This is a genomic window from Streptomyces sp. NPDC003036 (genome assembly GCF_040611175.1).
Classification (GTDB): domain Bacteria; phylum Actinomycetota; class Actinomycetes; order Streptomycetales; family Streptomycetaceae; genus Streptomyces.
This window is the reverse complement of record NZ_JBEXNO010000010.1, coordinates 76,157-100,175: the sequence shown is the minus strand read 5'-3', so window position 1 is coordinate 100,175 and position 24,019 is coordinate 76,157. Positions and strand designations below refer to the sequence as shown.

At 73.2% G+C, this 24,019-nt stretch carries 15 protein-coding genes and 5 pseudogenes; 7 read left to right on the top strand and 13 right to left on the bottom strand.

Annotated elements, in window-relative coordinates; genetic code table 11:
• Positions 1-8: 8 nt before the first annotated feature.
• The 6 genes from ABZX67_RS10075 to ABZX67_RS10050 all read right to left on the bottom strand — a co-directional run bounded on the left by ABZX67_RS10075 (position 9) and on the right by ABZX67_RS10050 (position 9,544).
• Entirely contained in the window at positions 9-1,559 is a 1,551-nt protein-coding gene (locus ABZX67_RS10075) for an RNA polymerase sigma factor (RefSeq protein WP_355356814.1), read from the bottom strand.
• Positions 1,560-2,204: 645 nt separating this feature from the next.
• Positions 2,205-3,095, bottom strand: coding sequence for a FadR/GntR family transcriptional regulator (locus tag ABZX67_RS10070; protein ID WP_355356812.1), 891 nt, complete (start codon positions 3,093-3,095; stop codon positions 2,205-2,207).
• 160 nt (positions 3,096-3,255) lie between these two features.
• Positions 3,256-5,049 carry an ATP-binding cassette domain-containing protein gene (locus ABZX67_RS10065; protein ID WP_355356810.1) on the bottom strand — a complete coding sequence of 598 codons (1,794 nt, stop codon included), beginning with the start codon at positions 5,047-5,049 and terminating at the stop codon, positions 3,256-3,258.
• A 112-nt stretch (positions 5,050-5,161) separates the two neighbouring features.
• Positions 5,162-5,929, bottom strand: a complete 768-nt coding sequence (locus ABZX67_RS10060) for an NUDIX domain-containing protein (RefSeq protein ID WP_355356808.1) — start codon at positions 5,927-5,929, stop codon at positions 5,162-5,164.
• Positions 5,930-6,003: 74 nt separating this feature from the next.
• Positions 6,004-8,046, bottom strand: coding sequence for a glycogen debranching N-terminal domain-containing protein (locus tag ABZX67_RS10055; RefSeq protein WP_355356806.1), 2,043 nt, complete (start codon positions 8,044-8,046; stop codon positions 6,004-6,006).
• Between the two features lie 115 nt (positions 8,047-8,161).
• Positions 8,162-9,544: a DUF4192 domain-containing protein gene (locus tag ABZX67_RS10050; protein ID WP_355356804.1), complete on the bottom strand. Its 1,383-nt coding sequence runs from the start codon at positions 9,542-9,544 to the stop codon at positions 8,162-8,164.
• Positions 9,545-9,998: 454 nt separating this feature from the next.
• On the opposite strand from ABZX67_RS10050, the pseudogene ABZX67_RS10045 reads away from it, so the two are divergent.
• The 5 pseudogenes from ABZX67_RS10045 to ABZX67_RS10025 all read left to right on the top strand — a co-directional run.
• Positions 9,999-10,799: pseudogene (locus ABZX67_RS10045) on the top strand (hypothetical protein); the annotation flags it as partial.
• 142 nt (positions 10,800-10,941) lie between these two features.
• Positions 10,942-11,070 (top strand): annotated as a pseudogene (locus tag ABZX67_RS10040) (aldo/keto reductase); the annotation flags it as partial.
• Between the two features lie 98 nt (positions 11,071-11,168).
• Positions 11,169-11,216, top strand: a pseudogene (locus ABZX67_RS10035) (hypothetical protein); the annotation flags it as partial.
• Between the two features lie 235 nt (positions 11,217-11,451).
• Positions 11,452-11,667 (top strand): annotated as a pseudogene (locus tag ABZX67_RS10030) (BTAD domain-containing putative transcriptional regulator); the annotation flags it as partial.
• Between the two features lie 121 nt (positions 11,668-11,788).
• Positions 11,789-11,968 (top strand): annotated as a pseudogene (locus ABZX67_RS10025) (helix-turn-helix transcriptional regulator); the annotation flags it as partial.
• 25 nt (positions 11,969-11,993) lie between these two features.
• Here the strand turns inward: ABZX67_RS10025 and ABZX67_RS10020 are convergent.
• The gene (locus ABZX67_RS10020; protein ID WP_355356802.1) at positions 11,994-14,153 is read right to left on the bottom strand and encodes a RecQ family ATP-dependent DNA helicase; all 2,160 of its coding nucleotides are present in this window, start codon (positions 14,151-14,153) and stop codon (positions 11,994-11,996) included.
• Positions 14,154-14,502: 349 nt separating this feature from the next.
• Between ABZX67_RS10020 and ABZX67_RS10015 the strand changes: the two genes are divergently transcribed.
• Entirely contained in the window at positions 14,503-15,132 is a 630-nt protein-coding gene (locus tag ABZX67_RS10015) for a hypothetical protein (protein WP_355356800.1), read from the top strand.
• A 106-nt stretch (positions 15,133-15,238) separates the two neighbouring features.
• On the opposite strand, the gene ABZX67_RS10010 is transcribed toward ABZX67_RS10015, so the two are convergent.
• From ABZX67_RS10010 to ABZX67_RS09990, 5 genes are all read right to left on the bottom strand, one after another.
• Complete coding sequence (locus ABZX67_RS10010; RefSeq protein WP_355356798.1) at positions 15,239-15,847, bottom strand: hypothetical protein; 609 nt, start codon at positions 15,845-15,847, stop codon at positions 15,239-15,241.
• A gap of 91 nt (positions 15,848-15,938) precedes the next feature.
• Entirely contained in the window at positions 15,939-16,649 is a 711-nt protein-coding gene (locus tag ABZX67_RS10005) for a ribonuclease HII (RefSeq protein ID WP_355356796.1), read from the bottom strand.
• A 262-nt stretch (positions 16,650-16,911) separates the two neighbouring features.
• The gene (locus ABZX67_RS10000; RefSeq protein WP_355356959.1) at positions 16,912-18,438 is read right to left on the bottom strand and encodes a DUF4173 domain-containing protein; all 1,527 of its coding nucleotides are present in this window, start codon (positions 18,436-18,438) and stop codon (positions 16,912-16,914) included.
• Between the two features lie 300 nt (positions 18,439-18,738).
• Positions 18,739-19,650 (bottom strand): ADP-ribosylglycohydrolase family protein, encoded by a 912-nt coding sequence (locus tag ABZX67_RS09995; protein WP_355356794.1) that lies wholly within the window; start codon positions 19,648-19,650, stop codon positions 18,739-18,741.
• 78 nt (positions 19,651-19,728) lie between these two features.
• Positions 19,729-20,334 (bottom strand): YdbC family protein, encoded by a 606-nt coding sequence (locus tag ABZX67_RS09990; protein WP_355356792.1) that lies wholly within the window; start codon positions 20,332-20,334, stop codon positions 19,729-19,731.
• A 174-nt stretch (positions 20,335-20,508) separates the two neighbouring features.
• Between ABZX67_RS09990 and ABZX67_RS09985 the strand changes: the two genes are divergently transcribed.
• On the top strand, positions 20,509-21,039 hold the full coding sequence (locus tag ABZX67_RS09985; protein ID WP_355356790.1) for a TerD family protein: 531 nt from the start codon (positions 20,509-20,511) through the stop codon (positions 21,037-21,039).
• A gap of 66 nt (positions 21,040-21,105) precedes the next feature.
• Here the strand turns inward: ABZX67_RS09985 and ABZX67_RS09980 are convergent, their stop codons facing one another.
• Positions 21,106-24,003, bottom strand: a complete 2,898-nt coding sequence (locus tag ABZX67_RS09980) for a vitamin B12-dependent ribonucleotide reductase (RefSeq protein ID WP_355356788.1) — start codon at positions 24,001-24,003, stop codon at positions 21,106-21,108.
• Positions 24,004-24,019 lie beyond the last annotated feature (16 nt).

Genomic DNA, 24,019 nt, shown 5'->3' with positions numbered 1-24,019 from the left:
TCAGAGCATCAGTCCAGGTAATCCCGGAGCACCTGCGAGCGCGACGGGTGACGCAGCTTCGACATGGTCTTGGACTCGATCTGGCGGATCCGCTCACGGGTCACGCCGTAGACCTTGCCGATCTCGTCCAGCGTCTTCGGCTGCCCGTCGGTGAGGCCGAAGCGCATGGACACCACGCCCGCCTCACGCTCGGAGAGCGTGTCGAGCACGGAGTGCAGCTGCTCCTGCAGGAGCGTGAAGCTGACCGCGTCGGCCGGGACGACCGCCTCGGAGTCCTCGATCAGGTCACCGAACTCGCTGTCGCCGTCCTCGCCGAGCGGGGTGTGCAGCGAGATGGGCTCGCGGCCGTACTTCTGGACCTCGATGACCTTCTCGGGGGTCATGTCGAGCTCCTTGGCCAGCTCCTCCGGGGTGGGCTCGCGGCCCAGGTCCTGGAGCATCTGGCGCTGGACGCGCGCGAGCTTGTTGATGACCTCGACCATGTGCACCGGGATACGGATGGTGCGGGCCTGGTCGGCCATGGCGCGGGTGATCGCCTGACGGATCCACCAGGTGGCGTACGTGGAGAACTTGTAGCCCTTGGTGTAGTCGAACTTCTCGACCGCGCGGATCAGACCCAGGTTGCCCTCCTGGATCAGGTCGAGGAAGAGCATGCCGCGGCCGGTGTAGCGCTTGGCCAGCGAGACCACGAGGCGGAGGTTGGCCTCCAGCAGGTGGTTCTTGGCGCGGCGCCCGTCCTCGGCGATGATCTCCAGCTCGCGCTTGAGCTTCGGCGCCAGCTTGTCGGAGTTCGCCAGCTTGTCCTCGGCGAACAGGCCCGCCTCGATGCGCTTGGCGAGCTCGACCTCCTGCTCGGCGTTGAGCAGCGGGACCTTGCCGATCTGCTTGAGGTAGTCCTTGACCGGGTCGGCGGTGGCACCGGCGACGGCCACCTGCTGCGCCGGCGCGTCGTCCTCGTCCTCGTCGGAGAGGACGAAGCCCTTGGCCTCGCCGTCGGTCTCGTCCTCCTCGCCCTTGCCGGGGGCGACGTCGTCGAGCAGCTCTTCGCCCTCGATGATCTCGTCGGGGTCCTTCTTGGCCGCGGTCTTCTTGGCCGTGGTCTTCTTGGCGGCGGCGGTCTTCTTCACCGCCGTCTTCTTGGCGGCGGTCTTCTTCGCGGCCGCCTTCTTGGCGGTGCCGCCGGCCTCGTCGGCCGCGGCTTCCGTGCCCTGGGCCGCCGGGGCCGCGGCGGCCGTGACGGGCTTCGTCACGGTCGTCTTGGCGGTGACGGTCTTGGTGGCGGTGCGCTTCGCCGGGCTCTTCGCTGCGACGCTCTTGCGGGCGCGCTTCGGCGACTCCGCTGCACTGACCATCAGCGTCACACCCTCTTCCTCGAGGATCTGATTGAGGCTGCGCAGAACATTCTTCCACTGGGTTGGCGGAATCTGGTCAGCCTCGAAGGCCCGACGCACGTCATCGCCGGCGATCTGCCCATCAGCCTTTCCCCGCTCGATGAGCGCCATCACAGACTCGGACTCGGCGATCTCCGGCGGGAGCGTACGGGATGTGCTGGCCGACACGAACAACCTCTCGGAACGATGGAAACGGCTTCCGGCCCCGCCCATGATCGGGCCGGAGCCGACGACCGCCGGCTGGGAATGTGCCGACGACGCGGGTGGGGGAACCTCGGAGCTGCACAGCGCCATGAGCGGCGGCTGTATTCCCTCCTCGGCTGTCACCTCTTAGGTCATCGCAGGGCTTCGAGGAGCGTTACGCCCGTTTCACGTGGCCCGAGTCACACCCCAGATATGACCAAAGGGCGTGGATGGGCAGATTTCCCCCCTATTCGCGTGCGGCAGAGGCGCGAGGACGCGTGTCAGGCCGGGGGGCGGGCTCCGCGCACGGGAGGTTTACGTCGGCCAGGGGCCCGATCGGCCCGGTGCGCTGCCGCAAGGGCCGCGGATGCCTCCCGGACGGCCGGGGCGCCCGAGGCGCAGGGCCGGGGCGCTGGGGCGTCGGAGCTGGGGCGCCGGGCGGGCTGGGCGCCCGGGGCCGCGTCGCCCGGCGGCCGGCCCGCCCAGGGCCCGCGCAGGGCCCGCGCAGGGCTCGGGCCGGGCATGGGCTGGGCACGGGCCGGACTCGGCTCGGGCTCGGCGACAGGGCCGCACCCGCGGCCCCCGCCGTGCCCGTACGTACGCAGCCGCCGACGGTGCGACAGCGGCGGCTCAGTGCTCGCGCGGAGCGGGAACGACTCGTTCCACTTCGGGGTGGATCGTCAGCAGTTGCCGCATCGCCGCCTCGGCGGCCTGCCCGTCGCCCGCGGCCAGGGCGTCGACGATGCGCGCGTGGTGGGCGACGCAGGTCTCGCTGGGGCGGTCGCAGCTGATCGTCGGCGATCCGGAGACCTGGAGGGCGGCGGAGACGATGCCGGAGAGGTGCTCCAGCATCCGGTTGCCGGCGACCTGGATCAGCAGGGAGTGGAACTCCGCGTCGGCGCGGGAGAACGTGATCACGTCACCCTGCGCAAACGCATGGCCCATGATCTCGACCATGTCCCCGAGGCGCTGCTGAATGTCCTCGCGGCCGTGCCCGGCGGCGAGACGCGCGGCCAGCGGCTCGATGGTCCACCGCAGCTCGCCGAGCTCGCGGCGCTGGTCCTCGCGCTGCGGCCCGAACGCCCGCCACTCGATGATGTCCGGATCCAGGAGGTTCCAGTCGCTGACCGGCCGGACCCGGGTGCCGACGTTGGGGCGCGCGCTCACCAGGCCCTTGGCCTCCAGGACGCGCAGGGACTCCCGGACGACGGTACGGGAGACCTCGAAGCGCTGACCGATCTCCTCGGGGACGAGCGGGCGGTCGGCGCCCAGGTCGCCGGAGACGATCATCTGGCCGAGCTGCTGGACGAGTTGGCCGTGCAGCCCGCGGCCGCGGCTGCCCGCCGCCCGCCGGCCGACCCGACCCAACTCCGTATCGGCGCTCTCCCATGCGGGAGGCCCGACACGATCGGCGACGCCGGGCGTCTCCGCGTAGGGATAGCGGTCCAGTCCACCCGGGGCCGCGAGGCCGGTCTCGACGGGGCGGGTGGCGGTCATCATGGTGTGCGCAAGGGTACTCACGCATCCTTTGTCGGCGTCGCTTCCACGGCCCTTGAGGTCTTTGGTGAAAAGCACACGAAAGGGTGATCGGCGCTCGCTGCCCAATTGACGCCTTATCGGAAGGAAGCGGGCAATTTCCAAGGGAGTTATGACCGTTCGAAGCACTTCGGTCACCGCGCGGTCACCAACGGGCGCGGCGGCGCAGCCCGGTGAGCAGATAGGCACAGATCAGAGCGGTCAGCGACAACACCAGTGCGGCGCCGACGGGTTGGGCTACGACGTGCACCGCACCCATGAGCCAGCGGTCGGCCTCATAGGGCCAGTGCGTCCAGCTCAGTTCGCGCAACCTGCCGGGCAGGCCCGCGATCGAACGCACGGACGGGCCCATCAGTGCTTTCCGTACCAGCGGAACCATGAGGACGGGCACCGCGAGCACGGCCGCCATGCCGGCGCCGGTCGCCCGGAACACCCCGGCGCCGAGCAGGCCGGCCCAGGCGCACCCGACCGCGAGGCCTGCCCAACTCGCGCATAGCGAGGGCCAGTTCTCCGGTACAGGGATCAAGTGTCCGCCGTACACGACGCGCAGCGCCTCGAGGTCCGCGACGGCGACGAGGAGGGCGAGGAGCAGGGCGGTGGCGGCGGTCACGGCCATTTTGGCGGCCAGGAGGCCGAGGCGGCGCGGGACGGGGCCCCGGCCCGAGGAGAGCACGGGGTAGCGGAACTCGTCGCCGAACGAGAGGGCGCCGAGCAGCCCGGCGCCCAGGGCGGCCGGCGGCAGCGGCAGGAGGCCGGGCCAGGCGGCGATGACGGCGGGCAGGGGCGTGCGGCCGGTGCGGGCGAGGAGGACGGCGATGGCGGCGGAGGCGACGAGGACGGCGGCCGTGATCAGCGGGGTGGCGGGCACGCCGAGCAGTCGGCGCAGCTCGTAGCGGAGCGGGTGGAGCGGGCTGCGTACGGGCTTGGGGCGCAGCGGCGGCGGCAGGGCCTCTGCCTGCGCGCCCCTCTCCCCCGTCGGCTCGGCTCCGGCCGGAACCAGGGCGGCCGGAGCTTCGGGGGCGGGCTCGGCGGTCGGTTCCGGGTCCGATTCCGGCTCCGGGCGCGGGCCCGTGTCGCCGGACTCGTCGGCGAGTTGGTGGAGCAGGACGCCGTGCCGGAAGGCGGTCTCGCCGATCTCGGCGCAGCTGCTGCCGTAGACGCTCAGGCGGTTGCCGTTCTCGGTGACGACCTCGACCGAGCGCTGGGCGGCGCGGGCCTCGCGGGTGACGACGGCGGCCAGGCGGGCGGCGTGCGGGGTGCGGACGGCGACGCGGGGGCGCAGCCGGGTGCGGGCGAAGGCGGCGGCGTCCTGGTCGGCGATCAGCCGGCCTTCGTCGATGGCGACGACGTGGTCGGCGACGCGGGCGGCTTCCTTGGCGTCGTCGGTGGTGCACAGGACGGTGCCGCCCCGGTCGGCGTGGGTCCGGAGGAGGGCGTGCAGCCAGGCGGCCTCGCGCGGTGACAGTCCGGTGGCGGGCTGGTCGAGCAGGAGGGCGTGCGGGTCGCCCAACAGGGCGGCGGCGAGGCCGAGTCGGCGCTCCATGCCGGTGGAGAGGGTGCCCAGGCGCTGGTCGTGGAGCTCGGCGAGGCCGACGGCCTCGAGCACCTCGTCGGCGCGCGTCACGGGAACTCCCGCGGCCGCGCAGAGCATCCGGAGCTGACCGCGTACGGTACGGGCCGGATGGCCCGGTACGGCGGCGAGGAGGACGCCGACCTCGCGGGCGGGGTGGGCGATGCGATGCAGGGGGCGGCCGCGGAAGTACGTGATGCCACGGCCCGGTTCGAGTTCGAGCATGAGCCGCAGGGCGGTGGTCTTGCCGGATCCGGGGGCGCCGAGGAGCGCGGTGACCGCGCCGGGCCGGGCCTCGAAGGTGAGGTCGCGCACGGCGGGCTCACGGCCCCGGCGGGGTGTGCTGGTCAGTCCGATTGCCTGGAGCATCGCTTCTCCCGCGGTAGATGAGACCGCTCGGCGGCAGGTCGGGTACCGCGACAAGATAACGCGACATTTCGGACTTTTTGTGCAGGGTTGAGGGCGCGCGGCCCCGGGTGTGTCAGACCTCGGGGCGCAGCATCGGCGGGTTGAGCAGGGTGGCGCCGCTGGCCCGGAAGAGCTGGGCGGGCCGGCCGCCCTGCCGGGTGGTGGTGCCGCCGGACGGAACCAGGAAGCCCGGCGTACCGGTGACCTTGCGATGGAAGTTGCGGGGATCGAGGGCGACGCCCCAGACCGCTTCGTAGACCCGCCTCAGCTCGCCGACCGTGAACTCGGGCGGGCAGAAGGCGGTGGCGAGCGACGAGTACTCGATCTTGGAGCGGGCGCGCTCCACACCGTCGGCGAGGATCCGGGCGTGGTCGAAGGCGAGCGGGGCGGGCTGCTCGTCGTCGCGCCCCGGGCCCGGCGCCTGGAGGAGCTCCTCGACCGGGGCCCAGCGGGCGCTGTGGGCGTCACCGCCCGCGCGGGGCGCGGGCAGATCGGGCGCGAGGACGAGGTGGGCGACGCTGACGACCCTCATGCGGGGGTCGCGCTTGGGGTCTCCGTACGTGGCGAGCTGTTCCAGATGGGCGCCGTTCCCCTCGGCCGGGAGCGGCGTACCGGGTTCGTGCGCGCAGAGTCCCGTCTCCTCGGCGAGCTCGCGCGCCGCAGCCGCGCCGAGATCCTCCTCGGACCTCACGAACCCTCCGGGCAGGGCCCAGCGCCCCTGGAACGGTGGCTCTCCGCGGCGGACGACCAGCGCGCACAGCGCGTGGCGGCGCACGGTGAGCACGACCAGGTCGACGGTCACGGCGAAGGGGGGAAAGGCCGACGGGTCGTAGGGCGACATGGCGCGATCATAGTCGTCTTCCTGACGATAAGCACGCCCCCGGAGCTCCGCCGTGGCCCCTTCTCGCACGCTGCTCACACCCCCAATTGAAGCCCGGAGGCGGCTTCCTCGACCATGCCGAGCCCCATTCTGCTGATCCGTACCGCGAACGGCTCGCCCGCGACGCACAGCGCGGAGAGGCGGACCGCTCCCAGCGGCACGCCGCGCACGGGGTGCAGGGCCACCGTCCCGCCCGGGACGTCGGGCCGGATCCCCGCCAGCGTGGTGAGCACCAGCACGGCGGCGGCCGAGGCCACGGCGGCGGGGCGGCAGGCGGCCGGGTGCGCGACGGGTGTGCTGTCCGCCGTGCGCTGCAGGCCCGCGTACATCTCGGGCAGCCGGTACGCGAACGCCTCGGCGGCGTCGAGCAGTCCGCGCAGCAGGGACGCGGCCTCCTTGTCGTACCCGGCGGCGGCGAGGCCCGCGACGGCGACGGCGGTCTCGTGCACCCGTACCGCCCCGGAGCGATGGCCGAAGGGGTTGTGGCCCGGCTCCTTGGAGCCGAGGCCGCGCAGGCCCCAGCCGCAGTCGAGGGCGGGTCCGCCGAGCAGCCTGGCGAGCTGCTCGGTCTGGCCCTTGTCCAGCAGGCCCTCGGCGAGCTGCCCGCCGCCCAGCAGTCCGGTGTCCAGGAGGTGCGCCGCGCCCGCTCCGAGGTGGCGCAGCGGTCTGCCGTCCAGGGTGACGGCGGCCGCGGGGCGGCCGCCACCGTGGTCATCGAGCCAGAACTCCTCGCGGAAGCGCGCGCGCAGGGCCGCCGCCCAGTCGCGCCAGGCGTCCGCGCCGGGGCGGCCGCAGGCGTCCAGGAGGTCGGCGCCGAGCAGCGCGGCCCGGTGCGCGTGCGCCTGGGTCTCGGCGCGCCGCAGCCCGGCGGTGCCCGGCTCCGCGAGCAGTCCGCCGTCACCGGCGGTGGTGCGCAGCCAGTCCAGGCAGCGCTCGGCGGCCGGCAGCAACGCGGCGAGCTCCCGGTCGGGCAGCCCCCAGCGCCGGGCCTCGGCGAGGACGGCCGGGAAGGCCAGGGTCGCCTCGACGCCGGTGCAGGCGGGCGGGAGATGAGGACCGGCGTCCCTGAGCGGGCCGGGGATGCGGCCCGCTCCGGGCTCGCCGCCGGTGAGCTGGGTGCGGGCGACGGTGCGCAGGGTGGCGGCGGCGAGCCGGGTGCCCAGGGGGAGCGCCATCCTGACCGCCCACAGGGCCTCGGCCGGGGCGAGCCCGCAGCGCCAGGGCACGCCCGCCGCCGGGTGGAGGTCCCCGGGGTGGGCGGGGTCGCGCAGCAGCAGCGCCCGTAGATCGTCGAGCGCGGTGCGCAGCAGCCTCTCCACCCGTGGGTCGTCGCCTTCGGCGCGGGCCTCGGGCAGGAAAGGGCCGCCGCTGGTCCGGCCCACCGGACGGACGGGCCGCCCGGAACGGACCCGCAGCTCGATCGTGCGGGCCTCGCCGGGCTGGAGGGCGAACTCCCAGCGGAGCAGCCCGGCGGAGGCCAGGGCGTCCTCGGGTGGCGGGTCGGCGGTGACGGTCGCGTACGTGCCGTCCAGGGCGGACCAGCGTATCCCCGCGTCGTGAACGGCGGCCCGCAGCGCCGGTCCGGGCCGGCCGGCCGCCACGGCGCCGAGGTGGGCCAGATCGGTACCGAGGGCGATGTCGACGGGCACGCGGACGAGTCGGCCGAGCGAGCTGCGGAAGGTGATGCGTTCGGTGCCCCCGGCGTGGCGGGAGCGCTCCACGCGGAGCCCGGGGTCGGGGCCAAGGTCCGCCGGCGTGCGGACGACGGCGATGAACCGGGCCTCGTCCGCGCCGGCGAGTGCGCCGTGGACGGCGACCGGCTCCCGGCCGCCCACGCGGAGACGGCAGTGGGACAGGAGCCGGCGGCCCGACTGGTAGACGCCTTCCAGTCCCTCGCCGGTGAGCTGGCCGTGGGGGGCCGACACCGTGAAGTGGGGCAGGGCGACGCAGAGGAGGGTGTGGTGCACGGGCGGCAGTTCGCCCGGGTTCCCCGGGCCTGGGCCCGGCGGGCGGGGGTCGGCGGCGGACGTCTGCCCGGGCTGGGCGACGGGAGGTCGGTGCGGGACGGGACGGTCCATGGGTGGTCTGCTGAGCCTTCTGTGCGCTCCGGACAGCCGCTGGAGGTACGGCGGCACGGGTCATACGACTCCGCCGAAGTGGTGAACGCCCGCCCCCGGTCACCGGTCACGGCCGTCATGGCTCGCTCCTGTCGCCGTCGCGCTGCGCACCGCGCCGCGAGCCGCGCGCGGGCGCGGGCTTCGCGAGGCCCGGCGCCCGTACCCCACGGGCCCGGGTCCGAGCCCCCGTCCCGGCCCCGGCCCCGGCCCCGGTCCGGATCCGGGTCCGGGTCCGGGTCCGGGTCCGGGTCCGCCGGCGCGCAGGGCGCTCGTCCGCGGCCTCGACGGGCGCGGAAGCCGTTCGCGGGGCGGCGGCCGCGCGTGCGTCACGCTCCTGGCGCAGGCAGGTGCGCAGGGACTCCGGGTCGAGCCCTTCGTTGCAGGCCTGGTGGAGCAGCCGGGCGAAGACGTACTCGGGGTCGGCGTGGAGCGCGAGCCCCAGGGCGACGCGTGCGCTCGGCTCGTCGCCGGTGGACCAGGCGACCCAGCCCGCGAGGGTCAGCGGTGCGGCGGCGTGCTCGGCGTAGGCCCCGACGCAGCGGCGGGCGAGTGCGCGCCAGAGCCGCAGCGCCTGGTGCGCCTCCGCGCCCTCCATCCACTCCGCGGCCCGGTCCCGGGTGATCCGGTCCTGGAGGCCGATGATCAGCGCGGCGGCCTCGTCGTGCGCGATCAGCGCGTCGTCGTGGGCGTCGGCCGCCGCCGGCTCCGGCGCCGGTGGCCTCTCCTCGAGCCGCCGCATGAGCCGGTGGGCCAGCCCGAGCGTCTCGGTGCGCACCTCCTCGCACTGCGCCTCGTCCAGGATCCTGGGCACGAGCTCCCCGCTCGCGATGTCCAGCGCCCGCCCCTGCTCGCCCGCGTCCCCCGGCAGGCCGGGGCGCCCGGGCAGCAGCCGCGCCTCCAGGTCCCGCAGCGATCCGCGCACCTGGATCCCCGCGTACGCCGCGGCGGCCGCCATCACGGTCGTACCGGGCAGGGCGAGGACGTTCCCCTCGGGCGGGCAGCAGCGGGAGTCGGGGCAGCAGTACGACCAGAAGCGGCCGTCGGAGATGCACAGCGCTTCGTACACCGGCACGTCGAGCGCGCCGCAGGCGGTGCGCAGCCGTTGGGCGAGCGGGCGCAGGCGCTCCATGACGCGCAGGCCCGTCTCGCCCTCCTCCGGGTCCTGGCAGAGGAAGACGACGATGCCGTCGGGGCGTGAGCCGTGCCGCTCGCACCCTTCGATCAGGCTCTCGGCGAGCTGCTCGGCGATCGGCGGCCACTCCCGGGGCGAGCGGGGAATGCCCGTCCTCACGCGGCCGCCGAAGCGGCCCCGGTCGCCGTGGAGGGCGACGAGGACCACCGAGTCGGTCGGGTGGTAACCGAGCATGTAGGGCAGGGCGTCGGCGAGTTCGGCGGGACCGCGCAGGGTGATCTGCTGTCGGTCGTCGGAGGGGCCGGTCGTGTCGTGGTGCTTGTTCATGGTCACGACGGTCCCGCGATCACCGTCACCCGTCGACCCCTGTGGATAACCGCCGGTCGCCGTTGTCCACAGCCCGGCCGGTCCACTCGCTCCGCCGGTGCCCCGCTGGTACGAAGGTCGGATGGTGCCGCGGACGGCTCGAGGCCGATCCGAGCGGTGGTCCACCGGGCTGTGCCCGCTCCGATCATCGGCGTCGAGAAGGAGGCAGCATGGATACACAGGCTCCCCAGAGGACCGGGCTCGTCTCTCGGTCGGCGGAACTGGCCGAACTGGCCCGTCACCGTGCCCAGGACGCTGAGAGCCAGCGCCGCCTGACTCCCGACGTGGTCGAGCGGACGCTCCGGACGGGATTCGCACGGCACTTCGTGCCGGCCGCGCAGGACGGCGCCGAGGGGACGTCCGAGGAGTTCACCGAAGCGGTCGCGACCGTGGCCGAGGGCTGCGCGGCCACCGCGTGGTGCGCCTCGGTCGCGTCGAGCCTGGCCCGGATGGCCGCCTGTCTGCCCCAGGAGGCGCACGCGGACATCTGGGGCGCCGGGCCCGACACCTTCGTGGTCGGCTCCCTCTTCCCCATCGGCCGGGCCACGCCCGTGGCGGGCGGCTGGCGGGTGTCCGGTTCGTGGGCGTACATCAGCGGCGTCGACTACTCCGACTGGGCCGTGGTGTGCGCCGTCGTCCCGCGGAACGGGGAACCGCAGGGCGGGCCGCCGCCCGCGCGGCTGTTCGCACTCCTGCGTACCGAGTACGTGATCAAGGACACCTGGACCGGCTCCGACATGCGCGGCACCGGCAGCAACTCACTGGTCGCCGACGACGTGTTCGTACCCGAGTCACGCAGCATCGACCGGCAGCGGCTCTTCGACGGGCAGTCGGCGGCCTTGTCGGCCGACTGCCACACCGTGCCGATCCAGGCCGTCAACGGGCTGTCGTGCGCCCCGATCGCCCTGGGCGCCGCCCGCGACGCACTCGCGCTGTGGACCGGGGACACCGCGGAGCGGCTGGGGCGCGGCGCCGGCCGCCCGGGGGTGCCCGGCCCCGCCCGGTCCACCTACGAAGCGGTCCTGACCCGCAGCGCCGCCGACATCGACGTCGCCACTGGCTGCTGGAGCGGGCCGCGCGCGTCGCGGACGGGGGCGCGCGGGTCACGGCCGAGGAAACGGCCCGCAACGTGCGCGACTACGCGATGTCGACCGAGCTCCTGGTGAACGCCGTCAACCGGATGTTCGCCACCGCCGGGACCTCCGGGTACAGCACCGACGGCTCCCTCCAGCCGATCTGGCGGGACGTCAACTCCATCGCCCCCCACATAGCCCTCGCCTTCGACCCGGCCGCGACGCTCTACGCGTCCCACGCGTTCACCCGCTGCCCCCCGCTCCCCCAACCCCCCACTAGGCGAACTGAGGGTCTCCGCGCAGGGCCTGGGTTGCATGGGCATGAGCCACGGCTACGGCGCCACCGACGACGCGCAGTCGATCACGACGCTGCACCGGGCTCTCGACCTCGGAGTGACCCTCCTGGACACCGCTCGAAGCACGCATGCACAACATGTCGATTGTGCCGACCGCTGGAAAACCCCGACAAGATCCTCGCGCTGCTCGCCATTCGGGCGGGCCGTGTCGTACAAATGGAAACGCTCATGGCCGAGTTGTGGGGCGACGCGATTCCACGGAGCGCCGCCGCCACGCTCCAGACCTACATCCTGGAGTTGCGGCGGAAACTGACCGAAGCCGGTGTGGAGCAAGCGGGCCGCAGCGCCAAAGACGTGCTGGAAACCTGTTACGGCGGTTACCGGCTCGCTCCGGAGAAGTTCTCCTCGACCTTCAGGAATTCCAGCAGCTGGTCCGTCAGGGCAACCGCTCCCTGGCCGAGAACGACCCCGGAAAGGCGTCCGATCACCTGGGACGCGCCTGGGCCTCTGGCGCGGTCCGGCCCTCACCGACGTCCCCGCCGGGGAGATCCTCGGCACGGAGGTCATCGGCATGCAGGAGGAGCGTGCCTGGGCGCTGGAGATGCGCCTCGACGCCGACCTCCGGCTCGGCCGGCACGCGGAAATCATCGGCGAGCCGCGCATGCTCGTGAGCCGGCAGCCCATTCACGAGACCCTGTCCGCCCGGCTGATGACCGCCCTGTACCGGGCCGGGCAGCCCTGGCGCGCGCTCGACGCCTTCCAGTCCCTGCGCCACGCGGCCGGTGGTCGACAGCGTCTACCTTGCCCAGACCACCCTGCTGACCGGGCTCGTCGGGACCAAGGTGCTGCGCATCGCCGCCCAGGGCTCGGAGGCCGCCGAGATCGCCGGGCAGCTCCACCTGTCCACCGGGACCGTACGGAACTACCTGACGACCGTCGTGATGAAGCTGAAGGCCCGCAACCGCGTCGACGCCATCCGCATCACCCGCGAGGCGGGCCGGCTGCTCCAGGTCTGATCCAGGGGGGTGTCGCGGGCCCCGCTCAGCCCGCCGCGGCGAGGACCAGCGGAAGGACCCGCTCGCAGCCCGCCCGGCGCAGGAGGCGGGCGGCGACGGCGAGGGTCCAGCCGGAGTCGGTGTAGTCGTCGACGAGCACGACGGGTCCCGGAGCGCGCCGCAGAGCGTCGGCCAGCTCCTCCGAGACCGTGAAGGCGCCGGACAGCGCCCGCAGGCGCTGGGCGGAGTTGCTGCGGCGCGCCGCGTGCGCGCCGTCCGGCCCGGTGTACGTCAGGGTGCCGAGGTACGGGAGGCGGCCGATGGCCGCGATCCCCTCGGCGAGCGAGCCGACCAGCCGCGGCCGGGTGAGGGACGGTACGGACACGATCCCCACGGGCCGGGCGGTGGCGTCCGGGGCGTTCGGCGCCCAGCCGCCCGGTGAGCGCGCCCAGTCGGCGAGGACGGCCACGGCGGCCCGCAGGACGTCGTCGGGGACCGGCCCGTCGGGCGCGTTCTCGGCGAGCAGCGGGCGCAGCCGGTTGCCCCAGCCGATGTCCGACAGCCGCCCCAGGGCGCGCCCGGTGGAGCACTGCTCGCCGGCCGGGATGCGCCCCTTGAGGTCGATGCCCAGTGCGGGCATCCCCGTCGGCCACATCCGGCGCGGCTCGACCTCCACGCCCGGGCGGTCCAGCTCCTTCGCCGCCCCGGTCAGCGCCTCCGCCGAGACGGCGGAGTCGAGCCAGGGGCCCGCGCAGTTGTCGCAGCGGCCGCAGGGAGCCGCGTCCTCGTCGTCCAGCTGCCGGCGCAGGAACTCCATCCGGCACGCGGAGGTGGTCACGTAGTCGCGCATGGCCTGCTGCTCGGCCGCCCGCTGCCGCGCCACCCACGCGTACCGCTCCGTGTCGTACGTCCAGGGCCGCCCGGTGGACTCCCAGCCGCCCTTGACCCGCTTGACGGCCCCGTCCACGTCGAGGACCTTGAGCATCGTCTCCAGCCGGGTGCGCCGCAGGTCCACCACCGCCTCCAGGGCCGGCACGGACAGCGGCCGTCCCGCCTCGGCGAGGGCGGCGAGGGTCTGGCGGACCTGCGCCTCGGGCGGGAAGGCCGTATCGGCGAAGTAGCGCCAGATGGCCTGGTCCTCCTTGCCCGGCAGCATCAGCACATCGGCGTGCTCCACGCCGCGCCCTGCCCGGCCGACCTGCTGGTAGTACGCGATCGGCGAGGACGGCGCCCCGAGGTGGACGACGAAGCCCAGGTCCGGCTTGTCGAAGCCCATGCCGAGCGCGGACGTCGCCACGAGCGCCTTGACCCGGTTCTCCAGGAGGTCCGTCTCGGCCTGCAGGCGGTCGGCGTTCTCCGTGCGCCCCGTGTAGGGGGCCACCGGGAAGCCGCGCTGGCGCAGGAAGACGGTGGCCTCCTCGGCCGCCGCGACGGTCAGGGTGTAGATGATCCCGGAGCCCGGCAGCTCGTCCAGATGCTCGGCGAGCCAGGCCAGGCGGTGCGCGGCGTCGGGCAGCTGGACGACACCCAGCCGCAGGCTTTCCCGCTCCAGGGAGCCGCGCAGCACGAGGGCCTCGCCGGCGCCGGTGCCCAGCTGCTCGGCCACGTCGGCCGTCACGCGGGCGTTCGCGGTCGCGGTGGTGGCGAGCACCGGCACCCCGGGGGCGAGGTCGGCGAGCATGGCCCGCAACCTGCGGTAGTCGGGCCGGAAGTCGTGGCCCCAGTCGGAGATGCAGTGCGCCTCGTCGACGACGAGCAGACCGGTGGAGGCCGCGAGCTTGGGCAGCACCTGCTCGCGGAAGTCCACGGAGTTGAGGCGCTCGGGGCTGACGAGCAGGACGTCGGTCTCGCCGCGCTCGACCTCCTCGTAGATGGCGCCCCACTCCTCCGGGTTGGCCGAGTTGATCGTGCGCGCCCGGATGCCGGCCCGTGCCGCCGACTCGACCTGGTTGCGCATCAGCGCCAGCAGCGGCGAGACGATCACCGTCGGACCGGAGCCGCGCCGCCGCAGCAGCGCGGTGGCCACGAAGTACACCGCCGACTTGCCCCAGCCGGTGCGCTGCACCACCAGCGCACGCCGGCGCTCCCGCACCAGGGCCGCCACGGCCTGCCACTGGTCCTCCCGGAGCCTCGCCGACCCCTCCGGGGCGCCGACCAGCTCGGCGAGGATGGCATCGGCTTCGGCGCGGAGCTCCAGGGTTTCCATGCCTCCATGCAACCCGATACCGACACCCATCGGCCACTTCACTCAGCGTGACGAGTGGCTGACGGTCGGGCGCCGGGCGGGAGGCGGAGGAGGCGTTTCCGCTGGTCCTGGCCGGTGCGGGCGTAACTGACGCGTCATCGGGGGATCAACTGGGCAGGATATGAGTGTCATACCCGCCCATACCAGGCGGCGTCCTCAATTGCTCGTTGCCGCTTGCCCGTTGCGCCCGCAAGAATTGGAATCCGCCCCCCGCACGGCCCGCCGCGGTTCGGAGGGGCTGCAGGGCTGCGCCACGGTGCGCCCTCACTCACCCTGCCCGCACTGTGGGCGCGTATGCGAAGGGAGGACCGTGACCTTCGGATTCGCTCCGTCCGCAGCCACCTCGCTCACCGCCCCCGCCGACTCCCCCAGCCGCCTCGCCCGGATGCTCGAACCGGCCGAGTGGGCGGCGGCGGGGATTCCGCTGCTGCGCAATCCGCGCGAGGTCGTCAGCGGCCTGCACGCGCGCCACCGGCCGACGCCGGCGACCGCCGTGGTCGCCGTCCTCGACCACGAGGAACGGCTCACCGCCAGCGCCTCGTTCACCCGCCGCCCGGTCGCCGCGGACGGCTGGGAGTTCCGCAACGCGCTCCTCGCCCACCTGCGCCGGGTCATCCCGCACGACCTGCGGCGCCGCACCCCCGTGCGGACGGCCGTCCTGCTCTACTGCCGCGAGGGCGACGAGCGCTGGACGGAGGAGGACGGCGCCTGGATGTGGGGCCTGCGGGACGCGTGCACGCTGCACGGCCTGCGCTGCGGCGCGTACATCACGCTCACCAGGGGCGGCTGGCACGTGCTCGGCGAGGGCCGCGGGGGCCGGCGCCCGCACTCCCTGTCGACCCCCGGCGACCTCGCCGACAGCTCGGCCGACGAGGAACGCCCGATGCCGCGCACGGCCGGCGGCGCGGCGGAACCCCTGCGCCGTACGGCGGCCCGTTAGGGAGCGTCCGCAAAGGAGCGTCGTCCGCCCGGCGGGCAGACGGGACCTTGCGGACACGACCTCAGGCCTGCCTCCAGAGGCAGGCCCTCGGCCGCTCGTCGGGGTGTCAGGCCGCCGCGCCCAGCACGGAGTTGATGCGCTGCGGGTCGCCGCAGACGATCAGCAGCGCGCCGGCCCGCTTCAGCGCGGCGGGCAGCGCCCGGGCGGCCGCCTCGTCGTCGCCGCCGTTGACCGCGACGACGACCACGGGCCGCTGCGCGGCGCGCTCCACGGCGGCCGCGTCCGCGAAGAACACGTCGTCGCGGGCGTCGTGCTGGGCCCAGTAGGCGGCGTCGCCGAAGGACAGCTCGTGCGTCGCCCACGGGTGCGGCTCGCCGGTCGTGAGCACCAGGATGTCGCCTGGTGCCCGCCCGGTCTCCAGCAGCAGGTCCACGGCCTCCTCGGCGGCGTCGAGCGCGCCGGCCGCCGGGGCGGGGATCAGCTGGATCTGCGGCCGCGTCTGCGACGCGGAACGATTCTCCTGCCCGGTGTGCGGGCGTGGCACCGGGGGCGTGGGCCGGGCCGGGGCGGGACCCGGACGACCGGGTCGCGGTGAGGCCGCGGTACGCGGACCGGGTACGGGACGGGGGGTCGGCGCGGGGCGGCCGGCGGCCGGAGTGGCGCGGGGACCCTGGGCACTCTCGTGAATCTGAGGCTCCTCGGGGATGAGAGGCATAAGTGGATGTCTATCAAACGCCGGTGCGAGGGGCACCGGCGGGTGGCGTATACACGCGTCCCGGCTGTTCGGCGGGGCGCTGCGGAAGGGGTCAGAAGTCGAAGCCCAGCTGGCCCCCGCTTTCCAGGGCGGCGGTCTCCGCCGGGACACGGATCTTCTTGAGGTGCCGCCACTGAGGCAGCGCGTCCAGGTACGCCCAGGTCATGCGGTGGTGGGGCGTGGGCCCCCACTCCCGCAGGGCCGCCTTGTGGACCGGCGACGGATAGCCGGCGTTGGCGGCGAACTCGAACGCCGCGTACCGCCCGGACTCGGCCTCCAGTTCGGCCATCATCGCGTCCCGCCGCACCTTGGCGATCACCGAGGCCGCCGCGACCGCGACACAGGATTGATCCCCCTTGATCACCGTACGGACCCGCCAGGGCTGCCCGAGGTAGTCGTGCTTGCCGTCCAGGATCACCGCGTCGGGCCGCACGGGCAGCCCGTCCAGAGCGCGTACGGCGGCGAGCCGCAGCGCCGCGGTCATCCCGAGCTCGTCGATCTCCTCCGGGGAGGCGTGACCGAGCGCGTACGAGGTGACCCACTGCTCCAGCTCCAGGGCCAGTTCGCCACGGCGCTTGGGGGTGATGAGCTTGGAGTCGGTGAGGCCGACGGGGGGCCGTCGCAGGCCGGTGACGGCCGCGCAGACGGTGACGGGCCCGGCCCACGCCCCGCGTCCGACCTCGTCGACTCCGGCAATGATCTTGGCGCCGGTTGTCGCTCGGAGCGAGCGCTCGACGGTGTGGGTGGGTGGTTCGTACGGCATGGCGCCAGATAGGTTACGCCGCCCACCCCCGCCCGCAACACCCGGATTGCGATCAGACGTCCGGGGGCCTCCCCGGCGGCCTCATGGCACGCGCCGTGGAACGGTCGGCCGCCTGCTCGCTATCGGCGTCCGCCCCTTCACTGGCGCATACTTGCGACCGGTACGTCACCGTGGCCGGAATTCCTCGATTCCGCGGTGCACGAGCACCTTCCGTGATCATGTTGTCGCATTCGTGAAGCACCGGCCCCGGGGCCGCTCCCGCTCATCCGCCCTGCGGAACGTACGGTTCCGACGAGCCGAACGGGTCGCGCGAATCGTACGGATCGACCCCGCCGTACCGGCCGTCGCCGGGCGTGCAGAAGTACCCGTCCGTCGAGATCCCCCGCTCGGCGAGGATGTCCCGGGCCCGGCGCTCGCCCCAACTCGTCGCGTACCAGGGCGTGTCCCGCGCCCCCAGATCGTCCGCGATGTTCCTGAGAGCGCAGGAGCGCAGCGGTTCGGGCAACCGGTCGAGGGCGGGTACGGCGTCGGCGGACAGCCCGTCCAGGTACCCGATGTCGATCTTCTGCGTGCGCTCGTAGCGCTGGACGTTCTGCTCCGCCACCCGCGCGTCCGGCGACATCAGGCCGAAGGCGAGCACCCCCGCGGCGGCACTGGCGGCGACGGCGCGGGGCAGCGGCAGCCGGCGCGCGCCGAGGACGCCGGCGGCCATGATCAGGACGATCACGAGGCCCAGCCACAGCTCCATGGCGGCCACCGAGATCCTCAGCCGCGTCAGCCCGTACGCGTCGACGTAGAGGTCCATCCGGCGCAGGGCGGAGGCGACCACGACGAGGGTGAGCAGGCACAGGGTGCCCAGCACGGCCCGGACCAGGGTGCGGTCGCGGACGCCGCCGCGCGGTGCCCAGCGCAGCGCGAGCCCGATCACGGCGAGCGTGAGGAGCGTGGCCCACAGCAGCTGCCAGAAGCCCTGGCGCGCGTACTCGGCGTAGCTCAGGCCCGTCTCGCTGAGCACCTTCTCGTACCCGCCGAAGAGGACGGCGAGCTGGACGGCGTTGAAGGCGGCGAACAGCAGATTGAGCACGATCAGTGGAAGCGCCCATTCCATGCGGCCGCGCGGCCGGCCGGGGCGGGGTTCGAGGCGGTCCCAGCGCAGCGGGGCGGCCGCCGTGCGCGCGGCGGCGAGCGCGCCCAGGAGACCGACCGCGAAGAAGGCGACGCGCGCGGGCCCGTCGGCGACCGAGTCGAAGTCCGGCATCAGCGCGCCGAGCAGATCGGCGAAGGCCGCGTCGGCCCCGGCGAACAGCGCCCCGAACACGACCAGAAGCCCCACCGCCACCGCGGTCGTCCGCAGCACGACCGCCGCGCGGCCCCGCGAACCGTCCAGCATCTCGCGCAGCCCGCGCAGGCCCCAGCCGATGCCCGAGCCGACGGACTCGAACAGCCCGATCGGCCCGAGGACGACGGCCCGCCAGGTGCGGCCGCCGTGCAGCGCGAGGGAGGCGAGGCCCACGGCGCCGACGAGGGCGAGGAAGGTGGGCCAGCCCGCGTCGCGCAGGGCGGGGATCGTGAGCAGGGCCAGGCCCCCGACGCCCCAGGCCAGCGTCCAGGGGCGGGCCCGGCGCCCGGCCGCCCGTGCGGCGGCGTACGCGGCGAGGGTCGCCGGTATCGCCACCAGGATCAGGTTCAGGCCGAGTCCGTCACCGAACAGCAGGGCGCTGAGCAGCGCCGTGGCGAGGACGCCCCAGAGCGTGGCCGTCGGCACGGGGCCCGGCGGCTTGGGGCGTATGCGCGTGAACCAGGTCTCCGGCCGGACCGCCGGGGGCCGCCGCCAGGGGTCGCGCAGCGCCCCGGGCGCGAACTCCGGGCCGCCGGCCTCCGCTCTCGACCGGGACGGCGGTGCCGGTGGTGGAGATGGCGATGCGGATGGCGATGGCGTGTCTGTCACGGGCCCCTCCCCCAGCGCGCGCTTGTCATGATCAACGCGACGGCGTGGCCGAAAGAGTAGCCCTCGGTGCGGCGCCCGCCACGAGCCGAACGCGTGCTGTGGCAGGACCGTGACATACGTACGGACGAGAGGGGGCGCGGCTCAGCGGGCCGGTCCCGTGGGCAGCCAGCCGGGCAGTGCCTCCGTGCGCTCCAGCCACCGCGCGGGCGGCGCCCCGCCCTCGGCGGCGGCCACCACTCCCCCGGCGATGGCGCAGGTCGTGTCGACGTCGCCGCCCACCTGCGCGGTCGTCCAGAAGGCGCGTTCGAAGTCACCGAGGGCGCGGGCCGCCGACCACAGCGCGAACGGCACCGTGTCGTGCGCGCTCGTACGCCGTCCGCATCCGAGCACCGCCGCGACCGTCCCGGCGTCGCCGTAGTCCAGCATGTCCCGGGCCCGGCGCAGCCCGGCGCCCACGGCGCTGCGCGGCACCAGCGCGATGACGCCGTCGAGGAGCTCCTCGGGCTTGGGCGGCCCGTCCGGAGCGGCGGCGAGCGCGGCGGCGGCCGCCACGGCCATGCAGCCCACCACGGCCTCGCGGTGCTGGTGCGTGGTGTACGAGGAGATCTCGGCCTGGTGCGTGGCCTGCTCCGGGTCGTCGGCGTACCAGGCCCCGAGCGGGGCGATGCGCATGGCGGCGCCGTTGCCCCACGAGCCCTGGCCCTTGAAGAGAGCGGCGGCCAGTTCCCGCCAGTCGCCGCCCTCGCGGATCAGCCGGAGCATCCGGTTGACGGCGGGGCCGTAGCCGCGGTCGAAGTCGTGGTGGTCGGCGAAGGAGCGGGCGAGGGCGTCCTGGTCGATACGGCCGTGCTCCGCGAGCACGGCGAGCACGGAGCAGGCCATCTCGGTGTCGTCGGTCCACTGCCAGGGCTCCGGCGGCAGCTCGCGCCGCTTCAGCAGGGGGTAGTGGGCGGGGACGAAGAACTGGGAGCCCAGGGCGTCTCCCACGGCCAGTCCGCGCAGGCTGGCCAGGGCGCGTTCGAAGCGCCGGTCGAGAGAGGAGTCAGCGGTCATCGCACTGCCACTCTATCCGGTACGCCGTCACGCCCCCCGGGCCACGCGAGCGCCCACCCGCCCGTCCAGCCCCTCGCGTCACACCGTCCAGGCGGCTTCCAGGTCCACGACGTCCCCCGTCAGCGCCGCCACGTCCGCCTCGATCTGCGCGCGCAGCGCGAGCCGTTCCACCCGCTCCGTGCGGTACTTGCCGTGCTCGGCCGCCGACCGCCACATCGACAGCACCAGGAACTCGTTGCCGGGCGCCTCCCCGAACAGCCCGCGCAGCATCCCGGGAGATCCGGCCATCGCCGGGTTCCACACCTTCTCCTGCATCAGCGCGAAGTGCTCGACCCGCTCCGCGCGGACCCTGCTGTGCGCGACCCGGACGACGTCGGCGTCCGTGAACCGCGGCTCGAACCCCGTCTTCACGTCGAAGCGGTAGTCGAACAACTTCACCTGCATGTCCTTGTACGTGCCCGACTGCGCGGCGGCCAGCCGGTCGTACGAGCGCGCCATGAAGGAGTCGTAGAACGCACGGCTCTCCCAGAAGGCGAAGACGTGCGCCACACCGGGCCGTGCCCGGCTCCATCCGCCGCCCTGCCCCCGGAATCCCGGCTCACCCAGCAGCCCCGCCCATTTCCGCTGTCCCCGCTCGAACCCACGACGGTCCACCACGGTGCAGCGAATCCACTTGACCAGCACCGCGCCATCGTACGGCGGGGCGACGTGGCGTGGGTCACGCTCCGCGTACCCGGCCGCCCCACCCGGGCCGTTGTCCGGCGTCCGCCGGGGCGAGGCCCGTGACACCATGTCAGCATGCCGAAGGACCCGAGGGCCACCAGGAGTTGGTCCGACCGTACGAGAGAGGGGAACCCGGTGAACAGCGTCAACAAGGGGATCGACAAGGCCGAGATCACGCTCAAGTGGGACCCGAGCCCCGCCGGCGCTCCCGACAACGATCTCGACATCATCGCCGCGGTCTACGGGGCGGACGCTCCCTATGGCGAGCCGGTCTATCTGGTGCACTTCGGGAGCCGCTCCCCGGACGGCACCATCACGCTTCAGCGGGAGAGCCGCAACGGCCAGGGCTTCGGGGCCGACGAGGTGATGACGCTGGAGCTGTACCGCCTCGCCGCGACGTACGGGCGCGTGGTGGTCGGTGTGGCCATACAGCAGGGTGGCGGACGGTGCGCGTTCGGCGATGTGACGGGCACCCGGGTGGCGGTGCGACAGGGCTACCGGGAACTGGACAGCCACGATTTCCAGGACGTCCGGGAGGCGACCGCCGCGACCGTCGCCGAATTCGTGCGCGAGGAGTCGGGCGCCTGGGAGTACCGCCGTACGCTGCGCGGCTTCGACACCGATCCGGAGTCCTTCACCGGGCTGATGGGCGCCCAGACGTCGTAAAGGATTCCCGGGGATAGCGGAAGGGAGGGGCGCGGCCCGCGGCCGGCACCCCTCCCTTCCCAAGGATCAGCTGCAACCGCTGGTGGAGCCGCAGCCCTCGCAGATGTAGCAGGAGCCGGCCCGCTGCATCTTCGTACCGCAGGAGAAGCAGAGCGGCGCGTCCGCGCTGATGCCGAGCTGCATCTCGACGAGCTCCGCCGAGGTGTGCGCCTGCTTCGGAGCCGGAACCTCCGCCTTCGTGCCGGTCGCGGCCACCGTCTTCGGCGCCTCCTGCTGGCGCGGGGCGGACTGGGCGAGGCCCTCGACGTCCACCTCGACATCGTCGACGGACTGCTCGTACGAACCGGTCTCCAGGTGGCGCTGGCGCTCCTCGGCCGAGTGGATGCCGAGCGCCGAGCGGGTCTCGAAGGGCAGGAAGTCCAGCGCCAGGCGGCGGAAGATGTAGTCGACGATCGACTGCGCCATCCGCACGTCCGGGTCGTCCGTCATGCCGGCCGGCTCGAAGCGCATGTTGGTGAACTTCGAGACGTACGTCTCCAGGGGCACGCCGTACTGCAGACCCACCGAGACGGCGATGGAGAAGGCGTCCATCATGCCCGCGAGCGTCGAACCCTGCTTGGACATCTTCAGGAAGACCTCACCGAGACCGTCGTCCGGGTAGGAGTTGGCGGTCATGTAGCCCTCGGCGCCGCCCACCGTGAAGGAGGTGGTGATGCCGGGGCGGCCCTTGGGGAGACGCTTGCGGACGGGGCGGTACTCGACCACCTTCTCGACCGCGGCGCGGATCGTCTCCTCGGCCTTCTCGGTGACCTCGGCCTTCTCCTGCTCCTTCTTCTTGGCGGAGAGGGGCTGGCCGACCTTGCAGTTGTCGCGGTAGATCGCGAGCGCCTTGACGCCCATCTTCCACGCCTCGAAGTACACCTCTTCGACGTCCTCGACGGTCGCCGTCTCCGGCAGGTTGACCGTCTTGGACAGGGCGCCGGAGATCCAGGGCTGGATCGCGGCCATCATGCGGACGTGGCCCATCGCGGAGATGGAGCGCTCGCCCATGGCGCAGTCGAAGACCTCGTAGTGCTCCTGCTTGAGGCCGGGGGCGTCGATCACATTGCCGTGCTCGGCGATGTGGGCGACGATCGCCTCGATCTGCTCCTCCTGGTAGCCCAGGCGGCGCAGGGCCTGCGGGACCGTGCCGTTGACGATCTGCATCGAGCCGCCGCCGACCAGCTTCTTGAACTTGACCAGGGCGAGGTCGGGCTCGAGGCCGGTGGTGTCGCAGGACATCGCCAGACCGATGGTGCCGGTCGGGGCGATGACGGACGCCTGGGAGTTACGGAAACCGTTCTTCTCACCGAGGCGGAGGACGTCCTGCCAGGCCTCGGTCGCCGCGGCCCAGATCGGCGTGTCCAGGTCGTCCACGCGGACGGCCGTGGCGTTGGCGTCGGAGTGCTGCTTCATGACGCGCTTGTGCGGCTCGGCGTTGAGGGCGTAGCCGTCGTACGGGCCCACGACCGCGGCCAGCTCGGCGGAGCGGCGGTAGGAGGTGGCCGTCATCAGGGAGGTGATGGCGCCGGCGAGCGCGCGGCCGCCGTCGGAGTCGTACGCGTGGCCCGTCGCCATCAGCAGGGCGCCGAGGTTGGCGTAGCCGATGCCCAGCTGGCGGAAGGCGCGGGTGTTCTCGCCGATCTTCTCGGTCGGGAAGTCGGCGAAGCAGATGGAGATGTCCATCGCGGTGATGACGAGCTCGACGACCTTGGCGAAGCGCTCGGACTCGAAGGACTGGTTGCCCTTGCCGTCGTCCTTGAGGAACTTCATCAGGTTCAGCGAGGCGAGGTTGCACGAGGTGTTGTCCAGGTGCATGTACTCGCTGCAGGGGTTCGAGCCGTTGATGCGGCCGGACTCCGGGCAGGTGTGCCAGTGGTTGATCGTGTCGTCGTACTGGATGCCGGGGTCGGCGCAGGCCCAGGCGGCCTCGGCCATCTTGCGGAAGAGCGCCTTGGCGTCGACCTCCTCGATGACCTCGCCGGTCATGCGGGCGCGCAGGCCGAACTTGCCGCCGGACTCCACGGCCTTCATGAACTCGTCGTTCACGCGGACGGAGTTGTTGGCGTTCTGGTACTGGACGGACGTGATGTCGTCGCCGCCCAGGTCCATGTCGAAGCCCGCGTCGCGCAGGGCGCGGATCTTCTCCTCTTCCTTCACCTTGGTCTCGATGAAGTCCTCGATGTCGGGGTGGTCGACGTCGAGGATGACCATCTTGGCGGCGCGGCGGGTGGCGCCACCGGACTTGATCGTTCCGGCGGAGGCGTCGGCGCCGCGCATGAAGGAGACGGGGCCGGAGGCGTTGCCGCCGGAGGAGAGGAGCTCCTTGGAGGAGCGGATGCGGGAGAGGTTCAGGCCGGCACCGGAGCCGCCCTTGAAGATCATGCCCTCTTCCTTGTACCAGTCGAGGATCGACTCCATGGAGTCGTCGACGGACAGGATGAAGCAGGCGGAGACCTGCTGGGGCTGCGGCGTGCCGACGTTGAACCACACCGGGGAGTTGAAGCTGAAGATCTGGTGCAGGAGGGCGTAGGCGAGCTCGTGCTCGAAGATCTCGGCGTCGGCGGGCGAGGAGAAGTAGCTGTACTCCTCACCGGCCTTGCGGTACGTCTTCACGATGCGGTCGATCAGCTGCTTGAGGCTGGTCTCCCGCTGCGGGGTGCCGACGGCTCCGCGGAAGTACTTGCTGGTGACGATGTTGACCGCGTTCACCGACCAGAAGTCGGGGAACTCGACGCCACGCTGCTCGAAATTGACCGAGCCGTCGCGCCAGTTGGTCATGACGACGTCACGACGCTCCCAGACCACCTCGTCGTACGGGTGCACGCCGGGGGTCGTGTGGATGCGCTCGATACGCAGGCCCTTGTTCACCTTGGCTCCCTTGGCGCGGGCGCCTCGTGCCGGGCCGCTCGTCGTCTCTGTCATGCCGCCTCCCATATGT

What these genes read in the sequence shown, in the direction of transcription:
- ABZX67_RS10010 (WP_355356798.1), bottom strand. Translation starts at nt 15,847, where the DNA reads ATGCCTCTCATCCCCGAGGAGCCTCAGATTCACGAGAGTGCCCAGGGT.
- ABZX67_RS10050 (WP_355356804.1), bottom strand. Translation starts at nt 9,544, where the DNA reads ATGAACAAGCACCACGACACGACCGGCCCCTCCGACGACCGACAGCAG.
- ABZX67_RS09995 (WP_355356794.1), bottom strand. Translation starts at nt 19,650, where the DNA reads ATGACCGCTGACTCCTCTCTCGACCGGCGCTTCGAACGCGCCCTGGCC.
- ABZX67_RS10055 (WP_355356806.1), bottom strand. Translation starts at nt 8,046, where the DNA reads ATGGACCGTCCCGTCCCGCACCGACCTCCCGTCGCCCAGCCCGGGCAG.
- ABZX67_RS10020 (WP_355356802.1), bottom strand. Translation starts at nt 14,153, where the DNA reads ATGGAAACCCTGGAGCTCCGCGCCGAAGCCGATGCCATCCTCGCCGAG.
- ABZX67_RS10005 (WP_355356796.1), bottom strand. Translation starts at nt 16,649, where the DNA reads ATGCCGTACGAACCACCCACCCACACCGTCGAGCGCTCGCTCCGAGCG.
- ABZX67_RS10065 (WP_355356810.1), bottom strand. Translation starts at nt 5,049, where the DNA reads ATGCTCCAGGCAATCGGACTGACCAGCACACCCCGCCGGGGCCGTGAG.
- ABZX67_RS10060 (WP_355356808.1), bottom strand. Translation starts at nt 5,929, where the DNA reads ATGTCGCCCTACGACCCGTCGGCCTTTCCCCCCTTCGCCGTGACCGTC.
- ABZX67_RS09980 (WP_355356788.1), bottom strand. Translation starts at nt 24,003, where the DNA reads ATGACAGAGACGACGAGCGGCCCGGCACGAGGCGCCCGCGCCAAGGGA.